22 protein-coding genes are annotated in these 21584 nt (G+C 68.4%); 6 read left to right on the top strand and 16 right to left on the bottom strand.

Annotation, left to right across the window (positions count from 1 at the left end):
• Positions 1–4 precede the first annotated feature (4 nt).
• From ACQHI0_RS14550 to ACQHI0_RS14500, 11 genes are all read right to left on the bottom strand, one after another.
• Complete coding sequence (locus tag ACQHI0_RS14550) at positions 5–610, bottom strand: GTP-binding protein (protein WP_427908473.1); 606 nt, start codon at positions 608–610, stop codon at positions 5–7.
• Entirely contained in the window at positions 591–965 is a 375-nt protein-coding gene (locus ACQHI0_RS14545) for a DUF742 domain-containing protein (protein ID WP_266289782.1), read from the bottom strand. The genes ACQHI0_RS14550 and ACQHI0_RS14545 overlap by 20 nt, the downstream gene beginning before the upstream one ends.
• A 12-nt stretch (positions 966–977) precedes the next feature.
• A complete protein-coding gene (locus tag ACQHI0_RS14540; protein ID WP_067453425.1) occupies positions 978–1382 on the bottom strand; it encodes a roadblock/LC7 domain-containing protein in 405 nt (134 codons plus the stop codon).
• A gap of 1 nt (position 1383) precedes the next feature.
• Positions 1384–3729, bottom strand: coding sequence for a nitrate- and nitrite sensing domain-containing protein (locus tag ACQHI0_RS14535; RefSeq protein WP_427908472.1), 2346 nt, complete (start codon positions 3727–3729; stop codon positions 1384–1386).
• 219 nt (positions 3730–3948) lie between these two features.
• Complete coding sequence (locus tag ACQHI0_RS14530) at positions 3949–4356, bottom strand: DUF779 domain-containing protein (RefSeq protein ID WP_427908471.1); 408 nt, start codon at positions 4354–4356, stop codon at positions 3949–3951.
• Positions 4356–5873 carry an acetaldehyde dehydrogenase ExaC gene (gene exaC / locus ACQHI0_RS14525; protein ID WP_427908470.1) on the bottom strand — a complete coding sequence of 506 codons (1518 nt, stop codon included), beginning with the start codon at positions 5871–5873 and terminating at the stop codon, positions 4356–4358. Before exaC ends, ACQHI0_RS14530 begins: the two co-directional genes overlap by 1 nt.
• Before the next feature lie 87 nt (positions 5874–5960).
• Entirely contained in the window at positions 5961–7262 is a 1302-nt protein-coding gene (locus tag ACQHI0_RS14520; RefSeq protein WP_427908469.1) for a transcriptional regulator, read from the bottom strand.
• 155 nt (positions 7263–7417) lie between these two features.
• Positions 7418–7738: a hypothetical protein gene (locus ACQHI0_RS14515; protein ID WP_427908468.1), complete on the bottom strand. Its 321-nt coding sequence runs from the start codon at positions 7736–7738 to the stop codon at positions 7418–7420.
• A gap of 64 nt (positions 7739–7802) precedes the next feature.
• On the bottom strand, positions 7803–8951 hold the full coding sequence (locus tag ACQHI0_RS14510; protein WP_427908467.1) for an alkaline phosphatase family protein: 1149 nt from the start codon (positions 8949–8951) through the stop codon (positions 7803–7805).
• Complete coding sequence (locus tag ACQHI0_RS14505; RefSeq protein ID WP_427908466.1) at positions 8948–9268, bottom strand: nuclear transport factor 2 family protein; 321 nt, start codon at positions 9266–9268, stop codon at positions 8948–8950. The genes ACQHI0_RS14510 and ACQHI0_RS14505 overlap by 4 nt, the downstream gene beginning before the upstream one ends.
• Positions 9269–9365: 97 nt before the next feature.
• Positions 9366–9989: a TetR/AcrR family transcriptional regulator gene (locus tag ACQHI0_RS14500; protein WP_427908465.1), complete on the bottom strand. Its 624-nt coding sequence runs from the start codon at positions 9987–9989 to the stop codon at positions 9366–9368.
• A 98-nt stretch (positions 9990–10087) separates the two neighbouring features.
• On the opposite strand from ACQHI0_RS14500, the gene ACQHI0_RS14495 reads away from it, so the two are divergent.
• Complete coding sequence (locus ACQHI0_RS14495) at positions 10088–11149, top strand: NAD-dependent epimerase/dehydratase family protein (RefSeq protein WP_427908464.1); 1062 nt, start codon at positions 10088–10090, stop codon at positions 11147–11149.
• A 16-nt stretch (positions 11150–11165) separates the two neighbouring features.
• Complete coding sequence (locus ACQHI0_RS14490; RefSeq protein WP_427908463.1) at positions 11166–11408, top strand: hypothetical protein; 243 nt, start codon at positions 11166–11168, stop codon at positions 11406–11408.
• A 2-nt stretch (positions 11409–11410) separates the two neighbouring features.
• On the opposite strand, the gene ACQHI0_RS14485 is transcribed toward ACQHI0_RS14490, so the two are convergent.
• The 5 genes from ACQHI0_RS14485 to ACQHI0_RS14465 all read right to left on the bottom strand — a co-directional run bounded on the left by ACQHI0_RS14485 (position 11411) and on the right by ACQHI0_RS14465 (position 16151).
• A complete protein-coding gene (locus ACQHI0_RS14485) occupies positions 11411–12940 on the bottom strand; it encodes a polyamine aminopropyltransferase (protein ID WP_427908462.1) in 1530 nt (509 codons plus the stop codon).
• A complete protein-coding gene (locus ACQHI0_RS14480) occupies positions 12940–13365 on the bottom strand; it encodes a DUF350 domain-containing protein (protein WP_378914280.1) in 426 nt (141 codons plus the stop codon). The genes ACQHI0_RS14485 and ACQHI0_RS14480 overlap by 1 nt, the downstream gene beginning before the upstream one ends.
• 41 nt (positions 13366–13406) lie before the next feature.
• A complete protein-coding gene (locus ACQHI0_RS14475; protein ID WP_427908461.1) occupies positions 13407–13847 on the bottom strand; it encodes a DUF4247 domain-containing protein in 441 nt (146 codons plus the stop codon).
• 179 nt (positions 13848–14026) lie between these two features.
• A complete protein-coding gene (locus ACQHI0_RS14470; protein WP_427908460.1) occupies positions 14027–14608 on the bottom strand; it encodes a class I SAM-dependent methyltransferase in 582 nt (193 codons plus the stop codon).
• 388 nt (positions 14609–14996) lie between these two features.
• Complete coding sequence (locus tag ACQHI0_RS14465; RefSeq protein WP_427908459.1) at positions 14997–16151, bottom strand: LLM class flavin-dependent oxidoreductase; 1155 nt, start codon at positions 16149–16151, stop codon at positions 14997–14999.
• A 178-nt stretch (positions 16152–16329) separates the two neighbouring features.
• Between ACQHI0_RS14465 and ACQHI0_RS14460 the strand changes: the two genes are divergently transcribed.
• The 4 genes from ACQHI0_RS14460 (at position 16330) to ACQHI0_RS14445 (ending at position 21384) form a co-directional block, all read left to right on the top strand.
• Complete coding sequence (locus ACQHI0_RS14460) at positions 16330–17829, top strand: flavin-containing monooxygenase (protein ID WP_427908458.1); 1500 nt, start codon at positions 16330–16332, stop codon at positions 17827–17829.
• A 152-nt stretch (positions 17830–17981) separates the two neighbouring features.
• Positions 17982–19253, top strand: coding sequence for a hypothetical protein (locus tag ACQHI0_RS14455; protein WP_427908457.1), 1272 nt, complete (start codon positions 17982–17984; stop codon positions 19251–19253).
• A complete protein-coding gene (locus ACQHI0_RS14450; RefSeq protein WP_427908456.1) occupies positions 19250–20215 on the top strand; it encodes a glutamate ABC transporter substrate-binding protein in 966 nt (321 codons plus the stop codon). Before ACQHI0_RS14455 ends, ACQHI0_RS14450 begins: the two co-directional genes overlap by 4 nt.
• Positions 20212–21384 carry a hypothetical protein gene (locus ACQHI0_RS14445; protein WP_427908455.1) on the top strand — a complete coding sequence of 391 codons (1173 nt, stop codon included), beginning with the start codon at positions 20212–20214 and terminating at the stop codon, positions 21382–21384. The genes ACQHI0_RS14450 and ACQHI0_RS14445 overlap by 4 nt, the downstream gene beginning before the upstream one ends.
• The last annotated feature ends 200 nt before the right edge of the window (positions 21385–21584 follow it).

The following is a 21584-nucleotide window of genomic DNA, read 5'->3' as shown; positions in this document are numbered from 1 at the left end:
TCGCTCAGGTCGTGACGGGGGTCCGTGCGGCGCGATCGATCAGGTACTCGACCAGGTGGGTGAGTACCGCCTTGGCCGAGGGCCGGTCGCGTGCGTCGCACAGGATCACCGGCGTGTTCGGATCCAGATCCAGCGCGTCACGCACCTCGTCGACGGTGTAGCGCGGCGCACCGTCGAAGCAGTTCACCGCGATCAGGAACGGCAAGCCGCGCCGCTCGAAGAAGTCCACTGCCGCAAAGGAATTGCTCAACCGCCGGGTGTCGGCCAGCACGATCGCGCCGAGCGCGCCACGGCACAGCTCGTCCCACAGGAACCAGAAGCGGTCCTGGCCAGGGGTGCCGAACAGGTACAGCACCAGATCCCGGTCGATGGTGATGCGGCCGAAATCCAGCGCGACGGTGGTCGTGTGCTTCTGCTCGACCCCCGACAGATCGTCGACACCGGTACTGACCTCGGTGATCAGCTCTTCGGTCCGCAGCGGCGCGATCTCACTGATCGCGCCGACCATGGTGGTCTTGCCGACGCCGAAGCCGCCGGCGATGAGAATCTTGACCGAGGCGGCGAGGTGCTGGCCGCCTGCGGCTGTCGGGTCATAGTTTTCGGATGCCATCCAGAACCGCTCGCAATATGTTGAGGTCACCGGCACCGGCCTCGGCCGCTACCGGAGCCCGGAAGATGAGGTGGCCCTCGGCGATGAGATCACCGACGAGGATTTTGGTCACCGCCAGAGGCAGTTTGAGCACGGCCGAGACCTCGGCCACCGACTGCGGACGCTTGCACAGTTGTGCGATCGTCGTGTACTCGGGTTCCGGCTTACGCAGGGTGGGGGCGGGATGAACCGCCACCACCACCGTGAGCATGTCCAGATCGTGCGCCGCGCCCATGGTGCGTCCGCGGGTCACCGCGTACGGCCGGACGAGAGGTCCGGCCGCGTCGTCGAACCACGGATCGCCGAGTCGAGTCATTGTCGAAACTTTCTATAGCTGCGCATGCCCGTGCCGCGGCTCCGTCGACAGATAGCTGCCGACCCGCTGCACGGTGAGATTCATTTCGTAGGCGACCATGCCGAGATTGGCCGACTCGTTGGCTTGCAGTGCCAGGCAGGCATTGTCGCCTGCCGAGGTGACGAAGAGCACCGCTCGATCGAGTTCGATCACCGCCTGGCGCACGCCGCCGCCGTCGAACCGGCTGCCCGCGCTGCGCGCGAGACCGTAGAGGGTCGAGGACATGGCGGCGAAGTGTTCGGCGTCTTCACGCTTCATCTGCGAGGAGCGTCCGAGCAGCAGTCCGTCGGTGGACAGCACGACCGCGTAGCGGACCCCTGCCAGCCGGTCGACGAGATCGTCGAGTAGCCAGTTGAGATCACCGGGGGAAGAGTTCACCTCAGCCTTCCTGTTCGTCCTGATTCGAAGGGGTCTGTTGTTTGCGACCCTGGCGGGTGCCGTTCTCGATCGCGGACATGATGTCGCGCGCCTGTTCGGGGGAGCGGGGACGCTCCGGTGCGCTCGGCGTCTCGGCGGCGGGCTCGGCGAGCTCGGGCGCCAGATTCGTCTGCCTGCTGCGCCGCGGCAGCGCGGGGCGTTCGTCGGAAGCGGTGTCGTAGCGCGGGGGTGCCACGGCGGGCATTTCCGGTGCCGGTGCCATCGGACGCGGTGTCGGCGGATCGGCGACCAGTGTCGCGACCGGTGCCGGTGCCGATTCGAGGGCGGCGATCGGTCCGGATTCCTGCGGCGCGGGCAGGCCACGGCGCAGCGGGCCCGTCATCGTGGGTGGCGTGCCCGCCAGGTCGGCCTCGCCCGCCAGCAACTGCTGCGGGATCAGCACGATCGCCCGGATACCGCCGTAATCGGATTCGCTCAGCCGCACCGACACACCGTGCGCGAGGGCCAGCCGGGCCACCACGAACAGGCCGAGGCGCGAGTCCGAGGACAGCGTGCCGACACCGAAGTCCGGCGGATCGGCCAGCATGGTGTTGTAGCGGTCCAGGTCGTCGGCGCTCATGCCCATGCCCTGGTCGGTGATCTCGACGACCACACCCTTGCCGACGACATTGCCGCCCGCCTCGACCCGTGACTGCGGTGGGGAGAACGCGGTGGCGTTGTCGACCAGTTCGGCGAGCAGGTGCACGAGGTCGGCCACGACGGTGCCGACGACACTGACCTCGGGCAGTTTGGTGACCCGCACGCGGGCGTAGTCGAGTGTTTCACCGATGGCGCTGCGCACCACGTCCATCACCGGCACCGGCTGCCGCCACTGCCGCCCCGGGCGACCGCCGCCGAGAATGATCAGGTTCTCGGCGTTGCGGCGTTCGCGGGTGGCCAGGTGGTCGAGCCGGAACAGGGTCTCGAGCAGCGCCGGATCCTCTTGGCGCCGTTCGGCTTCGTCGAGGATCTCGAGCTGGCGGTGCACCACGATCTGGCTGCGGTGGGCGATGTTGAGGAACACCGCGCGCACACCTTCGCGCGTGCGGGCCTCGTCGACCGCGGCACCGATCGCCGCGGCCGCGGCGTGCTCGAAGGCCTTGGCGACCTGACCGATCTCGTCGCGCCCGAAGTCGAGGGTCGGCGTGGTCTCGGCAGGGTCGACCTCGCCACCGTCGCGCAGGGTGCGCATGGTGGCGGGCAGCTGCTCGTCGGCGAGTTGCAGTGTCGCGGTACGCAGGCGGCGCAGCCGGCGGATGATCCGATTGGCCAGGACCACCGCGACGAGGAAGACGAGCACACTCAGCGCGAGCACGCCGCCACCGGCCAGCGCGGCGTTCGTCTCGGCCTTGCGCGCGGAGTCCTCGGCGAGCTTCTGCACGTGGTCGTTGTAGGTGGTGTAGGAGTCGAGCAGGCTCCGGTTGACCTCGGCCGCGGCGTTCTGCCATTCGGGAATCGCCATCGGCAGTGCGGCGGGGGTGGGGGTCTTGCTGGTCGAGGTGCTCGCCTGGGCGGCCGCCGACACCGCGAAACGCTGCACGAGAGCCGATTCCATGGCGCTGAGCTGTTGCCAGTGCCCGGTGGCCGTCAAAGCGACGACGGCACTGCGCTCGGGTTCGTCGAGGCCGGCGGCCAGGTTGGCGATTTCGCCGTGGTAGAGGCCGGTCTGGTTGGTGAACTCGTCGAGCGGGATGGTCGAGGCGCCGTCGGAGGCCACCATCGCGGCGGCGACCGCGTTGCTGCGTGACATCGCCTCGGCGGCACCGAGCAAGCGCAGTCCCTCGGACACACCGGAAGCGACGATCGCGTCGGGCGCCGCGCGCTCGGCGACCTTGGTGCCCTGGATGATCACGTTGAGCAGCGAGTTGTAGAACAGGTAGGCGTCCGCGATCGGCAGCATCCGGGCATCGGAGCCCTTGCGGACGCCGTCCAGATGCGTGCCGAGCGTGGCGAAGCCGGCCTTGTCGTCGCCGATATTGGAGTCATCGATCGCGCGCAGGTTCTCACCCGCGGCGATCAGCCCGCGAAAGGCGCCGTCCATGCGCGTGCGCGCGGCGGCGAGCGCGAGCGAGGCGGTCTCGTCGCCTGCGATGTGGGCCAGGGTGAGGTGGCGCTCGGATTGGACCGCCTCGATCAGCTCACGGGCCGGTACGGCGGCATCCTGCAACTGCACGGCCCACGACTTGGCCTTGTTGCTCTGCTCGACCAGGTAGCCCGCCGTACCGACGCCGACCACCACCAGAGTCAAACTCGGGATGAGAGCAATCGCCAGAATCCGGGTGCGCACACCGAGTCTCGCTAAGAACATCGCCATAACGTAACGGAATCGTTGCACTGTTGTCGTGTCTGTCTCGCTGAGCGAGACGCGATTTGGTTTGCGCGGGAACACATTTGCTATATGGGGCGGACACGAAAAAACGGCGAGCTCACCCCGCCGGCTGAGCCTCGATGGCCCAGTCGGCGGGGGCTCGCCGCGACCTGGCAGCGCCGGGAAAGATGCTGCCAGGTCAGGTTTTCGGCGGCGCCGCTACAGCGTGCGGTCGGCGCCCGTTCGTGGTGGCGGTGCGGCCGCCAGTGCCGCGTTCTCCGCCTCGGTCAGCTGTCTGGCGCGCAAGACGAAGCGCTGGCCGTGACCGGCTTCGAGGGAGTCCTCGGCGGCCTCGCCGCGCGCCACATCGACGGTGAAGTGGGTATCCTTCCAGCATTCGAATTGCTCGGCGCTGATCCAGAATTCGGTGTGCCAGCTCAGGCGCCCGAGCAGGACGTCGGCTTTCTCGATCGGGAACTGCTTGGTCGACAGGCACACCGGCGCGCTGTCGTCGTCACAGCAGTCGCCCGTCTGGCGGAACAGCACCGGTCCGTTGTCTTCGATGACGCGGCGTAGCAGGTTCTGGGCGCGCTCGGTGATCTCGACACGGTGGATTCGATTCTGCATCAGAACATCCCGAGTTTCGTCGTCGAATAACTGACCAGCAGGTTCTTGGTCTGCTGGTAGTGCCCGAGCATCATCGCGTGGTTCTCCCGGCCGAATCCGGACTTCTTGTAGCCGCCGAACGCGGCGTGGGCGGGGTAGGCGTGGTAGCAGTTGGTCCAGACCCGGCCCGCCTTGATGCCGCGGCCCAGTCGGTGGGCGGTGAACATGTCGCGGGTCCACACGCCCGCACCGAGACCGTAGAGGGTGTCGTTGGCGATGCGGATCGCTTCGTCGACGGTATCGAAGCGGGTGACCGCGACGACCGGGCCGAAGATCTCCTCCTGGAAGATCCGCATCGTATTCTCACCTGCGAAGACAGTGGGTTCGATGTAGTACCCACCCGGTAGACCGTCGACCTTGCGTGCTTCCCCTCCAGTGAGCACGCGGGCGCCTTCGGCTCTGCCGATGTCGAAATAGGACAGAATCTTCTCGTACTGGTCGTTGCCGGCCTGCGCGCCGATCATCGTCTCGGTGTCGAGTGGATGACCGGACACGATGGCCTCGGTGCGGGCGATGGCGCGGGCGAGGAATTCGTCGTAGATCGACGAGTGGATCAGCGCCCGCGACGGGCACGTACACACCTCGCCCTGGTTCAGGGCGAACATGACGAACCCCTCGACGCACTTGTCGAGGTAGTCGTCGTCGGCGGCCAACACATCGGGCATGAAGATGTTGGGGCTCTTGCCGCCGAGTTCGAGGGTGACCGGGATGATGTTGTCGCTGGCGTACTGCATGATCAGCCGCCCCGTGGTGGTCTCGCCGGTGAAGGCGATCTTGGCCACGCGCGGGCTCTGCGCCAGCGGCTTGCCCGCCTCGACGCCGAATCCGTTGACCACGTTGAGAACTCCGTCGGGCAGCAGGTCCGCGATGAGTTCGACGACGAGCAGCAGCGAGGCCGGCGTCTGCTCGGCCGGTTTGATGACCACACAGTTGCCCGCCGCCAGCGCGGGCGCGAGTTTCCACGCGGCCATCAGGATCGGGAAGTTCCACGGAATGATCTGCCCGACCACCCCGAGCGGTTCGTGGAAGTGGTAGGCGACGGTGTCGGCGTCGATCTGCGAGAGCGAACCTTCTTGGGCGCGCAGCACTCCCGCGAAGTAGCGGAAGTGGTCGATGGCCAGTGGCAGGTCCGCCGCCAGGGTTTCGCGGACCGGTTTGCCGTTGTCCCAGGTCTCGGCCACGGCCAGTGGTTCGAGGCTGTTCTCGATCCGGTCGGCGATCTTGAGCAGGATGTCGGAGCGCTCGGCGACCGAGGTCGCGGCCCAGCGTTCGGTGGCGCGGTGCGCGGCCTCCAGGGCCATGTCGATATCGGCGGCGGTGGAGCGGGCCACGGCGCAGAAGGTCTCACCGTCGACCGGTGAGGTGTTGTCGAAATAACGGCCTTCGACAGGGGGCGCCCAGTCACCTCCGATGAAGTTGTCGTATCGGGCGGCATAGCTGACTATGCCGGTATCCGATCCGGGTTTGCCGTAGATCATTCGCCTCGCTCCTCGCGACCTGTGCGTCGTGCTGCACACTATTGTCGGCGAAGGTTGGTACGAGGTTGGTGACGGCGTTTGTGCAGGTCAGCCCTGGCGCGCGGTGAAAAGCCGGGCGGTAACGACAGCGCGGCGAACATCGTCGCGCGGCAGTAGCCGCAGGGCGTGCTCGTGCACGGCGACATCGCCGGGGCACCGCTGCCCGAACGCCACCGCGTGTTCGGGCCGATCGCTGCCGAGCACCGCGTTGCGGATACCGACGTCGAGGTGAGCGCGCCATTGTTCGACGCCGGGCAGATCCGAACCGGGCAGCAGCGGCCCGCGATACAGCCACAGCGCCGAGGTGAGGTCGCCGCCCTCGATGGCGGCCAGCAAATCCACCGCATCGCAGGACACCGCACCGGTGAGCATGTAGCGCCGGTTCGCGATCTCGCCGCGGGTGGCTCGGCGCAGGTGGGACACATCGGCTTTGAGTGTGTTCAGCGAGACCGACCGCTCGCCGTAGACCGCGGCGTGCAGCTGTTCGGGGGTGTAGCCGTCGGGTTCGAGCGCGAGCAGTGCCAGGATCTCGAGTTGCCGTGGCGGCAGTGGCACCGGGCGGCCGTCGCGCAAAAGCCTTGCCGCGCCGAGGCATTCGAGCCGAACACCCGGTGCCGGGGTCGGTGCCTCGGCGCGCAGCATCGTCTCCACGGCGGTGACCAGCGCGCGCACCGAGGTCATCACCATCGGATGCGAGCGTTCCCAGGTGGAGGAAAGGTCGAGCACGCCGACCGTCCGGCCGTCGGGTCCGTGGATGGGCGCGGAGTAGCAGACCCAGCCGTGCAGCGCGGCGACGAGATGCTCGGCGGAGAACACGGTGACGGCCCTGTCGTCGTGCAGGGCCAGCGATAAACCGTTGGTGCCCATGTGGCTTTCGTCCCAGACACCGCCGGGAGCGAAGTTCACCGCTTCCCCCTGGCGGCGCAGCGTGCGATCGCCCGCGGTCCACAGGATGGTGCCCGATTCGTCACTGACGACAGCGAGATAGCCCGATTCCTCGGCCATTCCGCGCAGCTGGCCCGCGAGTTCGGTGACAGGTCTGCGCAGCGGGGATTCCGTCCAGCGGTCGCTGATGTCGTTGAAGCCGGGAGCGACTTCGGTGGCGGGGTCGACGGTGTGCAGAGAGCGCTGCCAGGATTGGGCGACGTCGTCGCGCACGGCCCCGGTATCGCGGGGCAGGGTCAGAGGGCGCGACGGTGCGGCGAGGCGGTTCCACTGCTTCTCGAGCTCGACCCGGTAGTCCGAGAGGTGTTCGGGCCGGTGCGGTCCGGCGATCAGGTCGTCCTGGGCGCCTGGTCGAGCACGTCCGAGTCCTTCGCGCGGACGAGCCCTCCTTGGTTCCTCGTCCACGTTCACTCCCTGCTTGTCGGTGACGCACCGTTCCGGCGACGAGAACGGGTGTGGCGCTTACTGTTTATCAGTTTCGCCACCGCCATGGGAACGTTTACGGCGAGGACTGCCAGGTCACCGGTCTCGCGACTGTCGCGTCGCCTTGACGCCCACGATTACTTGTTCAGGAAGATCCCGGCGATGTCGGCGTTCTTGATCGGGGTGTCGACATTGCGCTGGGTCGCGCACAGCAGGTCGACCTGCACGATCATCGAGTCGACCACGGTGCCCATCGGCTCGTTGTCGTTGCCGGTCTGCTGCTTGATCGCCTTGGTGATGGTGATCCGCTTGGTGTTCGCGTCCTGGTTGACGTAGTCGCGGCAGGTCGTGTCGCCGCCCTGGTTGAGTGCCCGCTCGACCTCGGTGCACCCGGTGGCCAGTGCCGCCAGCACCGCGACGCCCACCGCGACGGCGCCGGTTCGGGTGTTGGCAGCCATGTTTCCTCCTGGAATGGTCCGTGTACGCGCAGCCGCGCGTCGGTGCCAGCTTATGTGGTGGCGCTCAAGCGCGATGGATCCGCAGGGGAACCCGCAGTTCGGCGGGGGTGAGGGAGCCGTGGTGGCCGATCATCAGCGATTGCAGCGGTTCGGCGCCGGACCGGATGACACCGCCGTCGCCGCTCGCGATCACGACCAGGTCGCCGATGCGTGCGGCGGCGTCGCGGGTGACGGCAGGCCCGAACCAGCCTGCTTCGATCGCCTCCTCGCGGGTGCGCACCAGGAACCCGTCCCCGAGAACGCCGCGCCAGGTGTCGGCGACGGCGGCACTGTCGTCGGTGTAGACGTGACGGGCGCGTGGTTCGCCACCGAGTGCGACGACATTGTCGGACAGATACGGGTGGGTGTCGAAATCGATGCGCTCGACGAGTTCGACCATGCCGTGATCGGCGGTGACGACGAGCGCCGAGCGGGCGGGCAGCCGCGCCGCGATCTCGGCGGCGATCCGGTCGACGTTGGCCAGCTCGAACCGCCACGACCGGCTGGCGGGCCCACGGGCGTGGCCGGTGGTGTCGAGTTCCGAATGATAGGTGTAGACAAGGGTTTTCGGGGCCGAGGTGAGAGCGGTCAACACGCCGTCGACCAGATCGCCCACCGAATAGGCCGTGCGGAATCCGCCGCCCCGCCAGCCGGCCAGGGTCAGGCCGGAGCCGTCCTGGTAGCTCGGCGCGACCTGCACCGCCGCGATGCCCGCGTCGGTGGCGCGTTCGAAGATGGTGCGGTGCGGCTGGATTCGGTCGGGTGGGAGCGCGGTGCGCGCGTCGACCTTCGGGCCGTCACCCATGAGTTGCCACCTGAGCGAATTGAACAGGCGTTCTTCGCCGGGCAGGCGCATGCAGTAGCCGACGATGCCGTGCTCGCCCGAGGGCAGGCCGGTGCCGAGGGTGGTCAGGCTCGTCGCCGTGGTGCTCGGGAAACCGGCGTCGATGCTCACCTCCGGCAGGCTCGTCAGGAACGGCGCCACAGCGGATTCGGCCGCCAGGGCTTGCGCACCGAGTCCGTCCACGAGCAGCACGCAGACCCGGTCGACGTCGAGGTCGAGACCGAGTCGGTCGGTGTCGCCCGGTACGCCGAGGCAGGTCAGGATCGAGGGAAGTAGATCGGCGAGTGATGCTGTGCCGTAACGCGGGGTGAGCAGAAGATCGTCGGTCACGCCTGTCCTGTTTCGAATCGGCTGATCAGCCCGTCGCGCAGGACGAACCGCCAGGTGGTACGCATCGAACCCCACCGGCTGTTGGTGTAGTCGGCGGTGATTTCGAGGCCGTCGTCGGCGTCGACCGTGTCGACGACGAGATGCCCGTTGCTACTGAAGATCTCGGCCTCGGTCCACTGCGTGAGATTGCGTTCGACACCATCATCGGACATGGTCGCGTCCTCGGTGAGCACACCGTAGAACTGGTCGGTGTCCTGCGCGTTGAGCGCGTCGACGAACGCCTCGACCACGGGATCGAGTTTCGCGGTGCCAGACATCGGGCCTCCTGCTCGAAACGGCTACGCAACGGCTAACACGGTGGTACCCACTGTAGGTGAGTGCACCCGCCGCGTCGTCGGAATATCCGGCGGCGCGTCAGGTGGTCGATGCCCCCGGCGTGATCAGCGTGGTGAATGTGCGCATGATCGTGTCGACGAGCTCGGGCGCGTGGGTGCCCATCTGCTCGCTGCGTTTCTCGAGATGGCCGTCGAGCCACAGCGATGCCAGCCCGTGCGCCAGCCCCCACCAGGCGACGGCGAGGGTTTCGGCGCCCTCGGCGGGCAGGGCACCCTCGGCGACACATTGGGCGAGCGTGTCGACCAAGACGTTGAAGGCGGCGTCGCCTGCGGCGCTGGCATCAGGATGTTTGTCGGGTTGGGACAGCTCGGGCCGGAACATGAGCCGGAACTGGGCCGGGTGCTCGCGGGAGAACCGCACGTAGGCATCGCCGAGTTCGGTCAGTGCCGCGAGGGGGTCGGTCGTTGTCGCTCTGGCGGTGACCATGTAGGTGGCCAGCTGCTGGAAGCCGTCGATCGACAGCGCCGAGAGCAGTGCGGCCCGGTCGGCGAAATGGTGGTAGGGCGCGCCGCTGCTGACTCCGGCCTCCCTGGCGACGCGGCGCAGGCTCACCGCGGCCAGACCCTCGCTCTCGATCAGGCGCAGGCAGGCGTCCATCAGCGTGGCGCGCAGGTCGCCGTGGTGGTAACTGGTGCGCTTCACCCTGAAGAGCGTAGGCGAGACCCGTGCCGAAATTGGCACTGGACAGCAAATCTATGCAGTGTTTAGATTAATTGAGCACCGCTTAGATAGGAGACACCATGACCACTCGGGTCCTCGTCACCGGCGCGACAGGTTTCGTCGCCGGCCACTGCATCGCCGAACTCCTCGACCACGGTTACGCCGTCCGCGCCACGGTGCGCGACCTCGCCGCGCACACCACACGCGCCCACCTCACCGAACTCGCCCGCCGCACCGGTGGTGAGCTGGAATTCGTCGCGGCATCCCTCGACGACGACGCGGGCTGGGCGGCGGCGGTCGCCGACTGCGACACCGTGCTGCACGTCGCGTCACCGTTTCCCGCCACGCCGCCCGAGCACGAGCGAGAGCTCATCGAACCCGCGGTCGGCGGCACCCTGCGCGTCCTGCGCGCCGCCGCGGCCGCCGGTGTGCGCCGGGTCGTGCTCACCTCCTCGGTCGCCGCCGTCGCCTACGGCCATGACGTGGACGCGGTGCGCACCGAGGACGACTGGTCGGTGGTCGACCGCATCCCCGCGTATCAGAAGAGCAAGACCCTCGCCGAACGGGCAGCCTGGGATTTCATCGAGAACTCGCCCACCACAACCGAACTCGTGGTGGTCAACCCCGGCATGATCCTCGGCCCGCTGCTCGAAGCCCGGACCAGCACCTCCCACGAACCGGTCCGCCGCCTGCTGGCCCGCGACGTGCCCGGTTCGGTGAACACCGGCTGGACTCCTGTCGACGTGCGCGACCTCGCCGTCGCGCATCGGCTGGCGATGGAAGTGCCCGCGGCCGCGGGCAATCGGTACATCTGCGCCGCCGAGCCGCTCTGGATGGGCGAGCTCGCCCAGCGACTCGCGCGCGACTACAACCCGCAGGGCTTCCGTGTCCCGACCCGCGTCCTGCCGAACCTGCTGATCCGCCTCGTCGCCGTCTTCGACAAAGGTGTGCGGCTGACCGTGCCGGTCCTCGGCCGCACCGAACACGTCAGCGCCGACAAGGCCCGCCGCGAACTCGGCTGGACCATGCGCCCGATCGAGGACACCATCCGCGACACCGCCGACAGCCTGATCGCGTTCGGCATCGTCACCGCTCCCGGCCGCCGCGCGACGTCATCGCGCGCCGCTGTCGGAACGCGCTGAGCGGGCGGGGAATACGATGTTGATCACCGCGCTCGTTCTCACTCTCATCGGCGTCGTCCGCCGGAAACTGCGTGGTACCGCCGCTGCTGAGACCACCGGGCGTGCCGTGCCCGGGCTCCGGCTCGAGCGGTTCAGCGACGCGGTGCGGCGGGCGGCGACCCGGCTGATCCGCGAACCGCTTCCGGCGCTGTCGGCAGCGGTCGCCGTACTCGGGCTCGCCGTTGTCGGCACGCACCTCGCGTGTTCGGGCCAGGTCTGACGTCAACGCCATTCTTGGCGTTGCAGATCCAGGATCACCGGGTGCATCAACGTCGACACCTCGGGGTCGACTGCCCGGCGGTCGGGTGGGAAGACGGTGGCCGCGGCGAGGGTGTTCTCGTCCAGGGACCGCAGGGGACCAGGGCCGTGCAGGGACGGGTTCGGGGACGTGGTGGCCGACGCCAGCACGAAGCCCCAGTCACCGAAACTGGGGACGTCCACGTGGTACGGGGTGGTGTGCAGGCCCGCGGAACGCAGGGTGGCGTCGATGGTCCAGAAGGAGCGCGGAGCGAAGAAGGGTGAGCCCGATTGGACGACCATGCGAGCCCCGGGGGCAAGGACATTCGCGGTCATCGCGTAGAACTCCTGCGAGTACAGCTTGGCCACCGAGGTCTGGTCGGGGTCGGGCAGGTCGACGATCACCGCATCGAAAAGGCCTGGCGCGCTGCGTAACCAGGTGAACGCGTCGGCGTTGACCACGGTGACCCTCGGGTCGTCGAAGGCGTGCTGGTTGAGGTCGGTCAGGCGGTCGTCGGTGCGGGCGAGGTCGACCATCGCCGGGTCGAGTTCGACCAACGTCACGCTGGCGATATCGGGATAGCGCAGGATCTCGCGCAGCGCGAGGCCGTCACCGCCGCCGAGCACCAGCACCTCACGGTGCGGGCCGGACAGGACCGGATGCACCAGCGCCTCGTGGTACCGGTACTCATCGACCGAGGAGAACTGGAGTCCGCCGTTGAGATACAGCCGGGTATCGGTCGTGCCGAACGGGGAGAACGATTCGGTGAGCACGATCTGCTGATAGGGCGTGCGGGTCTGCCACACGATCGGGTGGGCGAACAGGGCCTGCTGCGCGGTCGCCTCGAAACGATCGGCGTAGAGGTAACTGCCGGTGAGGCCACCGGCCACCGCGACGGTGGCGGCGATCAGGGTGTGGCGGGCACCGCGGGTCATCCTGTCGCGAAAGAAGAAGAACGCCAACGCGAGTCCGGCGATCGCGTTCACGACCCCGACCACGAGGCTGCCGCGGATCTGCCCGAACACCGGCAGCAGCAGGAACGGAAACGCCAAGCCGCCCAGCAGCGCGCCCACGTAGTCGGCCGCGAACAGATCGGCGACCGCGCTGCTGGCTTCCTGCTCGCGGATGTCCTGGAGCAACTCCATCAGCAACGGAATCTCCGCGCCGACGAGCATCCCGATCACCGCCGCCGCCAGCACCAGCGTGCCCGTATAGATGTTGAGCCACGCGTAACTGGCGTACAGCGCCGCCACCGAGAGCCCGCCCACCACGGCCAAAGCCAACTCCACCGCCACGAAAGCGGCAGCGGCATGGGGTCGCAACGGTTTCGCCACCAGCGCGCCGACACCCATCGAACACACCATCACACTCAGCGTGATCGAGGCCTGGGCGGCGGTGTCACCGATCAGATAGCTGCCGAGGGTGACCAGCGACAGCTCGTACACCAAACCGCATGCCGCGCAGACGAACACGGTCGCCAGCAGCGCCGCCCTGGCCAGGCGGTGCCGGGGCATCAGGTCAGGCCCGCGGCCACCACCAGCGCGACCGCCACATGCGCCGACGCCGTGACCCACACCGCCGGATGCGGTTCGGCGTCGGCGACGACGGCCCTGAAGTCACCGGGGGTGAGCGCGTCGAGCAGCACGAACGCCACCGCCATCGCGGCCAGCCCGATCACCCCGTAGATCGCGCTGGACAGCAGTGCCTCGGCGATCTTGCCCTCGGAGGTCCAGATGGCCACGGCCACGATGATCCCGACCCCGAACAGGTTCGAGGCCAACAGGATGGCGGCGTTGCGGTTGCGTTCGATCCAGATCTGGGCGCGCAGGTCGCCCGGGGTGAGCAGGTCGACGACGCCGAAACCGACGGCCATCAACACGATTCCCACCGCGGAATAGGCGAGCGCGGCGCCCGCGTCCGCCGCCAGGTCGGCGAGCATGAGTGTCCTCCTGTGCTGTGCGGGCGAGACGCCCGAATGAACTACTTGCCGCCGTTGTCGCTGCCGCCGCCGCGGTAGTCGCCCGCCGCCGAGCCGCTGGTCCAGCCGTAACCGCTGATGTGCGCGTGATGGCGGCGGTTGCCGTTCGAATAGCTGTCGAGCAGGACCATCGAGCCGCCCGCGTGGGGGGTCACCGCGATGAAATCCCTGGTGGGGAACCGCAGGTAGTGGTTGTCGCCGGTGTTGCGGCGGTCCTTGGGGTCGGTCGCCTTCGCGATCGCCGCGGCGACGACCGCCGGTGCGCCTGCCGCGAGGTAGGCGACGCCGTCGTTGGCCTGATCGAGTTGTTTCGCCCGCTGGTAGTTCTCGGAGACGAATTCCCGCGGATCGTCGTCGCGCGTGACAACGACAACGACCAGCACCGCCACGATCACCGCGACCACCGCGACCACGCCCGCGATGATCCACCTGGTGCGATTCATCGACTCGACCCCCCGAACCCGGTGCGCCACACAACTGTCCGTGATGCGTTGATGTCTGACCCTCCCCATCGAAAAATCCCGCCGGACTGTATCACTCCGGTCGGCGCACCCCCACATCGATTCGGACAATACGGATCAGTCCTGGGGCGGTGATCAGTCGCGGGCCGGTGCGCTGACCCTCAGCGGGGTCGATGCCAGCGCAGGGTGTATCGCCACATCAAGCGGCGCCGGATCTCCGCGCCGGGGAGGTGTTCGGCCGCTGCCGTCCGGATTTCGGTCATCGTCTCCTGTGGATCCCGAAGGGCCACGGCCGGGCCGCCGAAGGACCGCCGCCGCCACTGGTCGATTCCCCAGATCGCGGGCAGGAGCGGGAGGTAGTGAAAGTCGCTGACCGGGTGCATCTTCCAGAGGCCGACCACCGCGAGGGTGCCGCCGGGGGCGACGAGGTGACGCAGGGCGGTGATGCCGTCACGAACGGGCACATGGTGCAGCGTGGCGACCGCAGTGACCACGTCGAAGGTTTGATCGAGCTCGCGGAAGTCGGCGTGCTCGAGGTGGACGTTGGGTGCGGCGGGCGCGCCGGCGATCACCCGCTCGTCGATGTCGACGCCGAGCACCGCATCGCACCTGGTCGCCAGTTTGCGGGCGAGTAACCCGTCACCGCAGCCGATATCCAATGCCGTACGGGCAGTGTCGGGTACCTGATCGAGTACCCAGGGGTGGTAGTGCACGTTGTGGTTCCAGTAGGGGTCGGTCGGCATGACCCGTCAACGTGCCGGGGCACTGATGGGTTCCGGACTGGCCTTCCCGGTCGACCACAGGTCGCCGGCGAGCCTGTCGCCGACCGCTTCCGGCCCTGGCGATCGTTGTCCGAACCTGCCTCGAACTGCGCTGATTCACGTGGAACCCCCGCTGCACTCGATGCCGAAAACGGTTGGGGGAATGCGGTGCGGCGAGGCACAGTGTGCGTCATGGCATTTCGGGCCTACCGGTCGGTAATCGGAAAATCGGCAGGTCACGCCTCCAGTGAAAGCTGTTGAGCCACCGCGCCACCCGGCAAACGGCAGCGGACGCATCGGTGCAGAGACTGCCATTCGGGGGTGCGAACTCACCGCGGGCGCGGGCGGGAGCCTGGCCACGCCCGCGGGATCAGCTGCTGGCGGCCGCGGTGAACGGCGCGACCGTTGGCACCGCCACCGGTCGTGACGGATGGGCCCACACGCCCTTGCGCTCCAGAATCGGCAACACACCCTCGCCGAACCAGTACGCCTCCTCCAGGTGCGGATACCCGGAGAGGATGAAGTGATCGATCCCGATCGCGGCGTATTCGAGCAGTCGATCGGCGACCTCGGCGTGTGAACCCACCAGCGCCGTCCCGGCGCCACCACGGACCAGTCCGACGCCCGCCCACAGATTCGGGGCGATCTCGAGACCGTCGGTCCGGCCGTTGTGCAGTCGGGCCATCCGGCGCTGCCCCTCGGAATCGCTCTTGGCCAGGTTCGCCTGCACCCGTTCGATCTCACCGGGGGAGATGCCGTCGAGGAGCCGGTCGGCCTCGGTCCAGGCCTCGGCGGCGGTATCGCGGCTGATCACGTGGATGCGCAGACCGAAGGACACGGTGCGGCCCTCGATCGCGGCCAGTCCGCGGATCCAGTCCAGCTTCTTCGCGACGGCGTCCACCGGTTCACCCCAGGTGAGGTACGTGTCGGCATAGCGGGCGGCGATCGGCCCGGCCGGACCCGACGATCCACCGAAGAACACCGGCGGAATCGGGTCGGGCCGGGCGCTGAGGACGGCGTCTTTCACCCGCAGGTGCTCGCCGGTGAAGCTGAACGGTTCGGTCCGCGACCACAGCTCGCGCACGATGTGCAGGAACTCACCGGTGCGCGCGTAGCGCTCGGTCTTGTCGAGGAAGTCGCCGTAGGCCTCCTGCTCGCGCTGCTCGCCGCCGGTGACGACATTGAGCAGCAGGCGCCCGGCGGAATGGCGCTGGAAGGTCGCCGCCATCTGCGCGGCCAGGGTGGGGCTGGTCAGGCCGGGACGCAACGCGACCAGGAACTTCAGCGTCTCGCTGGTCTGCACCAGCATCGCGGTGGTCAGCCACGCGTCCTCGCACCAGGCGCCGGTCGGCGTCAGTACGCCCTCGAAGCCGATGTCCTCGGCGGCGGCCGTGAGCTGGTTGAGGTAGCGCAGCGTCGCCGGACGATCACCGGACATGAAGCTGCCGTGTCCGCCCGCCATCAGCCCGCGTGAATCGCCGTAGGTGGGCAGGAACCAGTGAAACGACAGGCGCTGATCGGTCATCCCTCGATGCTGACCGGTGCGCTCGCCCTCGTCACGGATTCCGATCACCGTGCGCGCAACTCCCGACACGCCACGGCGCCCAGCGCCTAACTAGACGTAACTACGCGAAACACGTAACCTCGATGGAGGCTCGGGCGACGATGCCCGGGTCGGCGACCCTACGAAACGAGTTTCCTCAATGACGCGGCATGTCGACGTACTGATCATCGGCGCTGGCCTGTCCGGAATCGGCACGGCCTGTCACCTCACTCGCGAGCAGACCGGACGCACCTACGCGATCCTCGAGCGCCGCGAGAACATCGGCGGTACCTGGGACCTGTTCAAGTACCCCGGCATCCGCTCGGACTCGGACATGCTCACCTTCGGTTTCGGCTTCCGTCCCTGGATCGGCACCAAGGTGCTCGCCGACGGTGCCAGCATCCGTCAGTACGTCGAGGACACCGCCAAGGAATACGGCGTCACCGACCACATCACCTTCGGCCGTAAGGTCGTCACCGCCGATTTCGATCGTGGCGCCGCACTGTGGACGGTGACGGCCGAAATCGAGGCCACCGGCGAGACCGAGACCTGGACCGCGAACTTCGTCGTCGGCGCCAGCGGCTACTACAACTACGACAAGGGCTACCAGCCCGAATTCCCCGGTCAGGACGATTTCAAGGGCCAGATCGTGCACCCGCAGCACTGGCCCGAGGATCTGGACTACGCAGGCAAGAAGGTCGTCGTCATCGGTTCCGGTGCCACCGCGATCACGCTGATCCCGTCGATGGCCGACACCGCGGCGCACGTCACCATGCTGCAGCGTTCGCCCACCTGGATCCAGGCACTGCCGTCCGACGACCCGGTCGCGATCGGTTTCAAGAAGTCCCGCGTGCCCGACGCCATCGCCTACAAGATCGGCCGTGCCCGCAACATCGCCCTGCAGCGCGCCAGCTTCCAGCTCTCGCGCACCAACCCCGAGCTGGCCAAGAAGCTGATGCTGGCGCAGGTGCGCCTGCAGCTCGGCAAGAAGGTGGACCTGCGCCACTTCACCCCCAGCTACAACCCGTGGGATCAGCGCCTGTGCGTGGTCCCCAACGGTGACCTGTTCAAGGTGCTCAAGAGCGGCAAGGCCGACATCGTCACCGACCGGATCGCGAAGTTCACCGAGAAGGGCATCCTGACCGAGTCGGGTCAGGAGCTCGAGGCCGACATCATCGTCACCGCCACCGGCCTGAACGTGCAGATGCTCGGCGGCATCACGATGACCATCGACGGCGCCCCGGTGAAGTTCAACGAGACGGTCGCCTACAAGAGCGTGCTGTACTCCGATATCCCGAACTTCCTGATGATCATCGGCTACACCAACGCCTCCTGGACCCTCAAGGCCGACCTCGCCGCCGCGTACCTGTGCCGCGTACTCAACATCATGCGCGACCGCGGCTACACCACCTTCGAGGTGCACGCCAATCCCGAGGACATCGCCGACGAGTCGCTGATGGGTGGTGCCCTCACCTCGGGCTACATCCAGCGCGGCAACGACGCCATGCCCCGCCAGGGCGCCCGTGGCGCCTGGAAACTGGTCAACAACTACTACCGGGACCGCACCCTGATGCACAAGGCCCCGATCGAGGACGGCGTGCTGCAGTTCAGCAAGACCGGCACCGCCGTCGAACCCGGCGCGAAGGTCGTCGGCGCGTAGTCACCGAACCCCGTCGAGGCCCGTCACAGTGAACTGTGGCGGGCCTCGTCCGCTGTCGGTGCGAAGCCGGTTTCCTTCACCTGGGCGAACTTTCAGCTCCTGACGTACTATCGCGATCGAAGACACCGCCCGGGGAGATGAAGGAGGACGGTGTGGGATCTCGCCTACCGGCGACCATCCGTGACGCGGGGACGTGGCTGCGGCGATTCGCCGCGACGACACCAGGCGCGATCGGGGTGGTCCTCATCGTGACCACGGTGGCCTGTGTGGTCGCCGGACTGACTGCGGGACAACAGCTCGACGCCAAGATCGTGCGCACCGAACAGGTCCTCGACCGGACCGAGCCCCTGGCATTCGCGGCGCAGAGTCTGTACGTGTCACTCTCGGCCGCCGACGCGGGCGCGGCGACCGCCTTCCTGTCCGGCGGCATCGAATCACCGCAGGTACGAGACAGTTACGAGCAGGCGCTCGCCGAAGCCGCCGCCGCGCTCGCGGAAGCGACCGCCGGTGCCGCCGACGCGCAGACCAGGGCGATCGTGGCCCGCATCGCCGCCGACCTGCCGACCTACACGGGCTTGGTCGAGACCGCGCGCGCCAACAATCGGCAGGGCTTCCCGGTCGGTTCGGCGTATTTGCGGCAAGCCTCGGATCTGATGCAGACCTCCCTGCTGCCCAATGCCGAACAGCTGAGCAAGGCCCGCTTCACCGCCGTGCGCGAAGACCAGCAGCGCATCGGCGCGCTGCCGTGGACGAGCATCGTGGCGCTGCTGCTGGTCCTGGTCGCGTGTTCGATCGGCTCGGTGGTACTGCTGCGGCGGACCAACCGCCTGGTGAACACCGGCATGGCCTTCGCGTTCGGTGCCGCCCTGGTGGCCCTGCTGTGGACCGTGGGCGCCACCATGACCGCCGCGCAACTGCTCGACACCGGTCGCTCCGGTGCCGGGGCGCGGGTGGAGAACCTGGCAGGCGCCCGCATCCTCGCCCAGCAGGCCCGCACCGACGAAACCCTGGCCCTGATCACCCGCGGCGACATCACCGCCACGGAGAAGTCCTTCCAGACGCACAGCGACGACCTGGGTGGGCGCCTCACCGCCGCCGGTGGCGGTGACTCCGATGCCGAACGCGCGCTGACGAATTGGCGCGCGGGCCACAACGCCCAGCGCACCGCCTACGAGAAGGCCGACTATCCCGGCGCGGTCACCCAGGCGATCGGCACCGGCCCCGAGAGCTCGGCCACCAGCTTCGCCCGCCTCGATCAGGAACTGCGCGACGACCTCGCCCAGGCCCGCGACGATCTCCGTGACGGCGTCGCGGCCGCCGGAAACTCGTTGATCCTGAGCCCCTTCGGCACACTGATCCTGCTGCTGGCCGCGGCCGGCGCGGTGATCAGCGGACTCTGGCCACGCATGAAGGAGTTCTTGTGAGACGCCCCCTGCTCCTGGTGCTCGCCGCGGCCGTCCTGGTGGTCGCCGGCTGCGGTGACGCACCCGAACCGTCGACCATTCCCGCCACGGCCGTCGCCCCGCCGCTGCCCGGCGCGGAAGCGATCACCTCGGCACCGACCGCCGAAGGCACCGGATCCTGCGATACCGAAGCGACACTGGCGCCGACGACCCAGCCGCGACCGGGTGCGATGCCGGCCGGATCGGCGATGGCCGCGATCGTCGCCAACGGCAGGCTGCGGGTGGGTGTCGACCAGAACACCTACATGTTCGGGTTCCGCAATCCGACGACAGGCAGGCTCGAAGGTTTCGATATCGACCTCGCGAGGGAGATCGCGCGCGACCTGTTCGGTGACCCGGACAAGATCGAACTGCGTTCTGTCACCGCCGCCGACCGGATCCCGCTGCTGCAGGACAAGAAGGTCGACATGATCGTGCGGACCTTCTCGGCGACCTGCGAACGTCGGCGCGAAGTCGACTTCTCCAGCGTGTATTACCGCGCCGCGCAACGCATCGCGGCACCACACGGCTCGGGCATCAGCAGCGGGGCCGGGCTCGCGGGCAAGCGGGTGTGCGTGGCGAAGGGCACGACCGCGGCCGCACCACTGTTCTCCTTGCCGACGCCCCCGACCGTGCTCGGCGTGACCAACTGGACCGACTGCCTGGTCGCACTCCAGCAGGGCACCGTCGACGCGATCAGCGGTGACGAGCCCATCCTGGCGGGTCTGGTCGCCCAGGACCACAACCTCGAGGTCGTGGGCGACCCGATCGGCGCGGGCGCGTACGCGGTCGGCGTGCCGCGCGGCAGCGACGAACTGGTGCGTTTCGTCAACGGCGTACTCGACCGCGCCCGCACCGACGGCACCTGGCAGCGGATCTACGGCCGGCATCTGTCGACCCTCGGCGCTTCACCGGGTCCGCCGGTACCCCGGTACGTCGGATGACCTGGCCGATGCTCGGCGTGCTCGAGATCGATCGTGAACTGGCCAGCCGCACAGCCGAATTGGCCAAAGTGACCACGACACTGCTGGAACTCGACCGCCACCCCGGCCTCGCGCTGGTCCGCCGCTATCCGCCGACGGGAGAGACCGCGCGTCGCTGGGTGCCGGTGGAGAAGGCGCTGGGCGAACTCTGGGAGGACCTGGGGCGGGTGCGGGCGATCCTCGGCGAAGCCGAGACGGTGCGGGCCGGGCGCGGCAAGGTCGACGAGCGCGCCCGCGGGCGGCTCACCGAGCTGCTGCGTGGCCGCCCGCACGAGGTGGCGAGGATCCCGATCCCCTTGGCGCAGCGCGGCCTGACCGGCCCGAGCGAGACCGTCGTGACCGTCGGTATCGCCGATTGCCTGGACCGGATGCGGGCCGCGTTCGCCTTCGTCGCCCCGTTCGCCGACGAGGTCGCGGCGGTCGACGCGCGGGTGCTCGGCGCGCTCGCCCCGCTGCAACAACGCGTCGAACAGGCACGGGGCGCGCTGGACGCGGCCGCCGAACCACTGGCCACCCTCCTGCGTCGTGCGGGTACCGACCCGCTCGGTTTCGGACCGGGCGAGATCGACACCACCCTCGCCTCGCTCACCGCGCTGGTCGACACCGAATCCGCCCGCCACAGTGACCACCTCGCCGTTGCCGCCGACCTACCCGGCGCCGTCGCCACCTTGCGCGCGCAGCTGACCACGCTCGGCGAACTCCAACAGCACGCCGACGACACCGCCACCCAGGCCGAGCACAAGGTCGCGACCGGCGAGCTCCCCGACGGCGGCGAACCGGCCACCAGGCTGCGCGCCGAACTCGAGACCCTCGGTGATTCTCCCGGCCGCGCGACCGTCGAACACCTCCTGGCATTGCGGGTGCGCACTGCCGAGGCGACCGAAAAGGCCACGCGGCGAGACGAATTGGCGCGCGGGCTGCTCGATCGTCGCGCCGAACTACGCGGCAGACTCACGGCCTACCGCGCCAAGGCCTCTCGGCTCGGGGTGAGCGAGGACCGCGACGTGCTCGCCGCCGACCGGATCGCGGCCGGTCTGCTCACCCGCACACCATGCGATCTGGCCGCGGTCACCCGGGCGGTCGCGGACTATCGTTCGATCATCGGGGAGAAAGCGGGGCGGACAGCATGACATGTAATGAACCGGGGTGCGGCGGCACGATCGAAGATGGTTACTGCGCGCTGTGCGGTACCGCCCCCGTCGCGAGCGCGCCACCGGCACCGGCCCGCCCCGCGGGTAACGGCCGGTCCGGGCGCACGACAGCGCAACCACGCGGCGGAAACCGTCAGGCCCCACCGGCGCCACTGCCGGTTCCGGGTGCCTGTGGCGAA

The sequence above is a fragment of the Nocardia sp. FBN12 genome, assembly GCF_050320175.1.
Taxonomy (GTDB): Bacteria; Actinomycetota; Actinomycetes; order Mycobacteriales; family Mycobacteriaceae; genus Nocardia.
This window is presented reverse-complemented; position numbering and strand designations above follow the sequence as displayed.

What these genes read in the sequence shown, in the direction of transcription:
- ACQHI0_RS14550 (WP_427908473.1), bottom strand. Translation starts at nt 610, where the DNA reads ATGGCATCCGAAAACTATGACCCGACAGCCGCAGGCGGCCAGCACCTC.
- ACQHI0_RS14545 (WP_266289782.1), bottom strand. Translation starts at nt 965, where the DNA reads ATGACTCGACTCGGCGATCCGTGGTTCGACGACGCGGCCGGACCTCTC.
- ACQHI0_RS14535 (WP_427908472.1), bottom strand. Translation starts at nt 3,729, where the DNA reads ATGTTCTTAGCGAGACTCGGTGTGCGCACCCGGATTCTGGCGATTGCT.
- ACQHI0_RS14530 (WP_427908471.1), bottom strand. Translation starts at nt 4,356, where the DNA reads ATGCAGAATCGAATCCACCGTGTCGAGATCACCGAGCGCGCCCAGAAC.
- exaC (WP_427908470.1), bottom strand. Translation starts at nt 5,873, where the DNA reads ATGATCTACGGCAAACCCGGATCGGATACCGGCATAGTCAGCTATGCC.
- ACQHI0_RS14515 (WP_427908468.1), bottom strand. Translation starts at nt 7,738, where the DNA reads ATGGCTGCCAACACCCGAACCGGCGCCGTCGCGGTGGGCGTCGCGGTG.
- ACQHI0_RS14505 (WP_427908466.1), bottom strand. Translation starts at nt 9,268, where the DNA reads ATGTCTGGCACCGCGAAACTCGATCCCGTGGTCGAGGCGTTCGTCGAC.
- ACQHI0_RS14495 (WP_427908464.1), top strand. Translation starts at nt 10,088, where the DNA reads ATGACCACTCGGGTCCTCGTCACCGGCGCGACAGGTTTCGTCGCCGGC.
- ACQHI0_RS14490 (WP_427908463.1), top strand. Translation starts at nt 11,166, where the DNA reads ATGTTGATCACCGCGCTCGTTCTCACTCTCATCGGCGTCGTCCGCCGG.
- ACQHI0_RS14485 (WP_427908462.1), bottom strand. Translation starts at nt 12,940, where the DNA reads ATGCCCCGGCACCGCCTGGCCAGGGCGGCGCTGCTGGCGACCGTGTTC.
- ACQHI0_RS14480 (WP_378914280.1), bottom strand. Translation starts at nt 13,365, where the DNA reads ATGCTCGCCGACCTGGCGGCGGACGCGGGCGCCGCGCTCGCCTATTCC.
- ACQHI0_RS14475 (WP_427908461.1), bottom strand. Translation starts at nt 13,847, where the DNA reads ATGAATCGCACCAGGTGGATCATCGCGGGCGTGGTCGCGGTGGTCGCG.
- ACQHI0_RS14470 (WP_427908460.1), bottom strand. Translation starts at nt 14,608, where the DNA reads ATGCCGACCGACCCCTACTGGAACCACAACGTGCACTACCACCCCTGG.
- ACQHI0_RS14465 (WP_427908459.1), bottom strand. Translation starts at nt 16,151, where the DNA reads ATGACCGATCAGCGCCTGTCGTTTCACTGGTTCCTGCCCACCTACGGC.
- ACQHI0_RS14460 (WP_427908458.1), top strand. Translation starts at nt 16,330, where the DNA reads ATGACGCGGCATGTCGACGTACTGATCATCGGCGCTGGCCTGTCCGGA.
- ACQHI0_RS14445 (WP_427908455.1), top strand. Translation starts at nt 20,212, where the DNA reads ATGACCTGGCCGATGCTCGGCGTGCTCGAGATCGATCGTGAACTGGCC.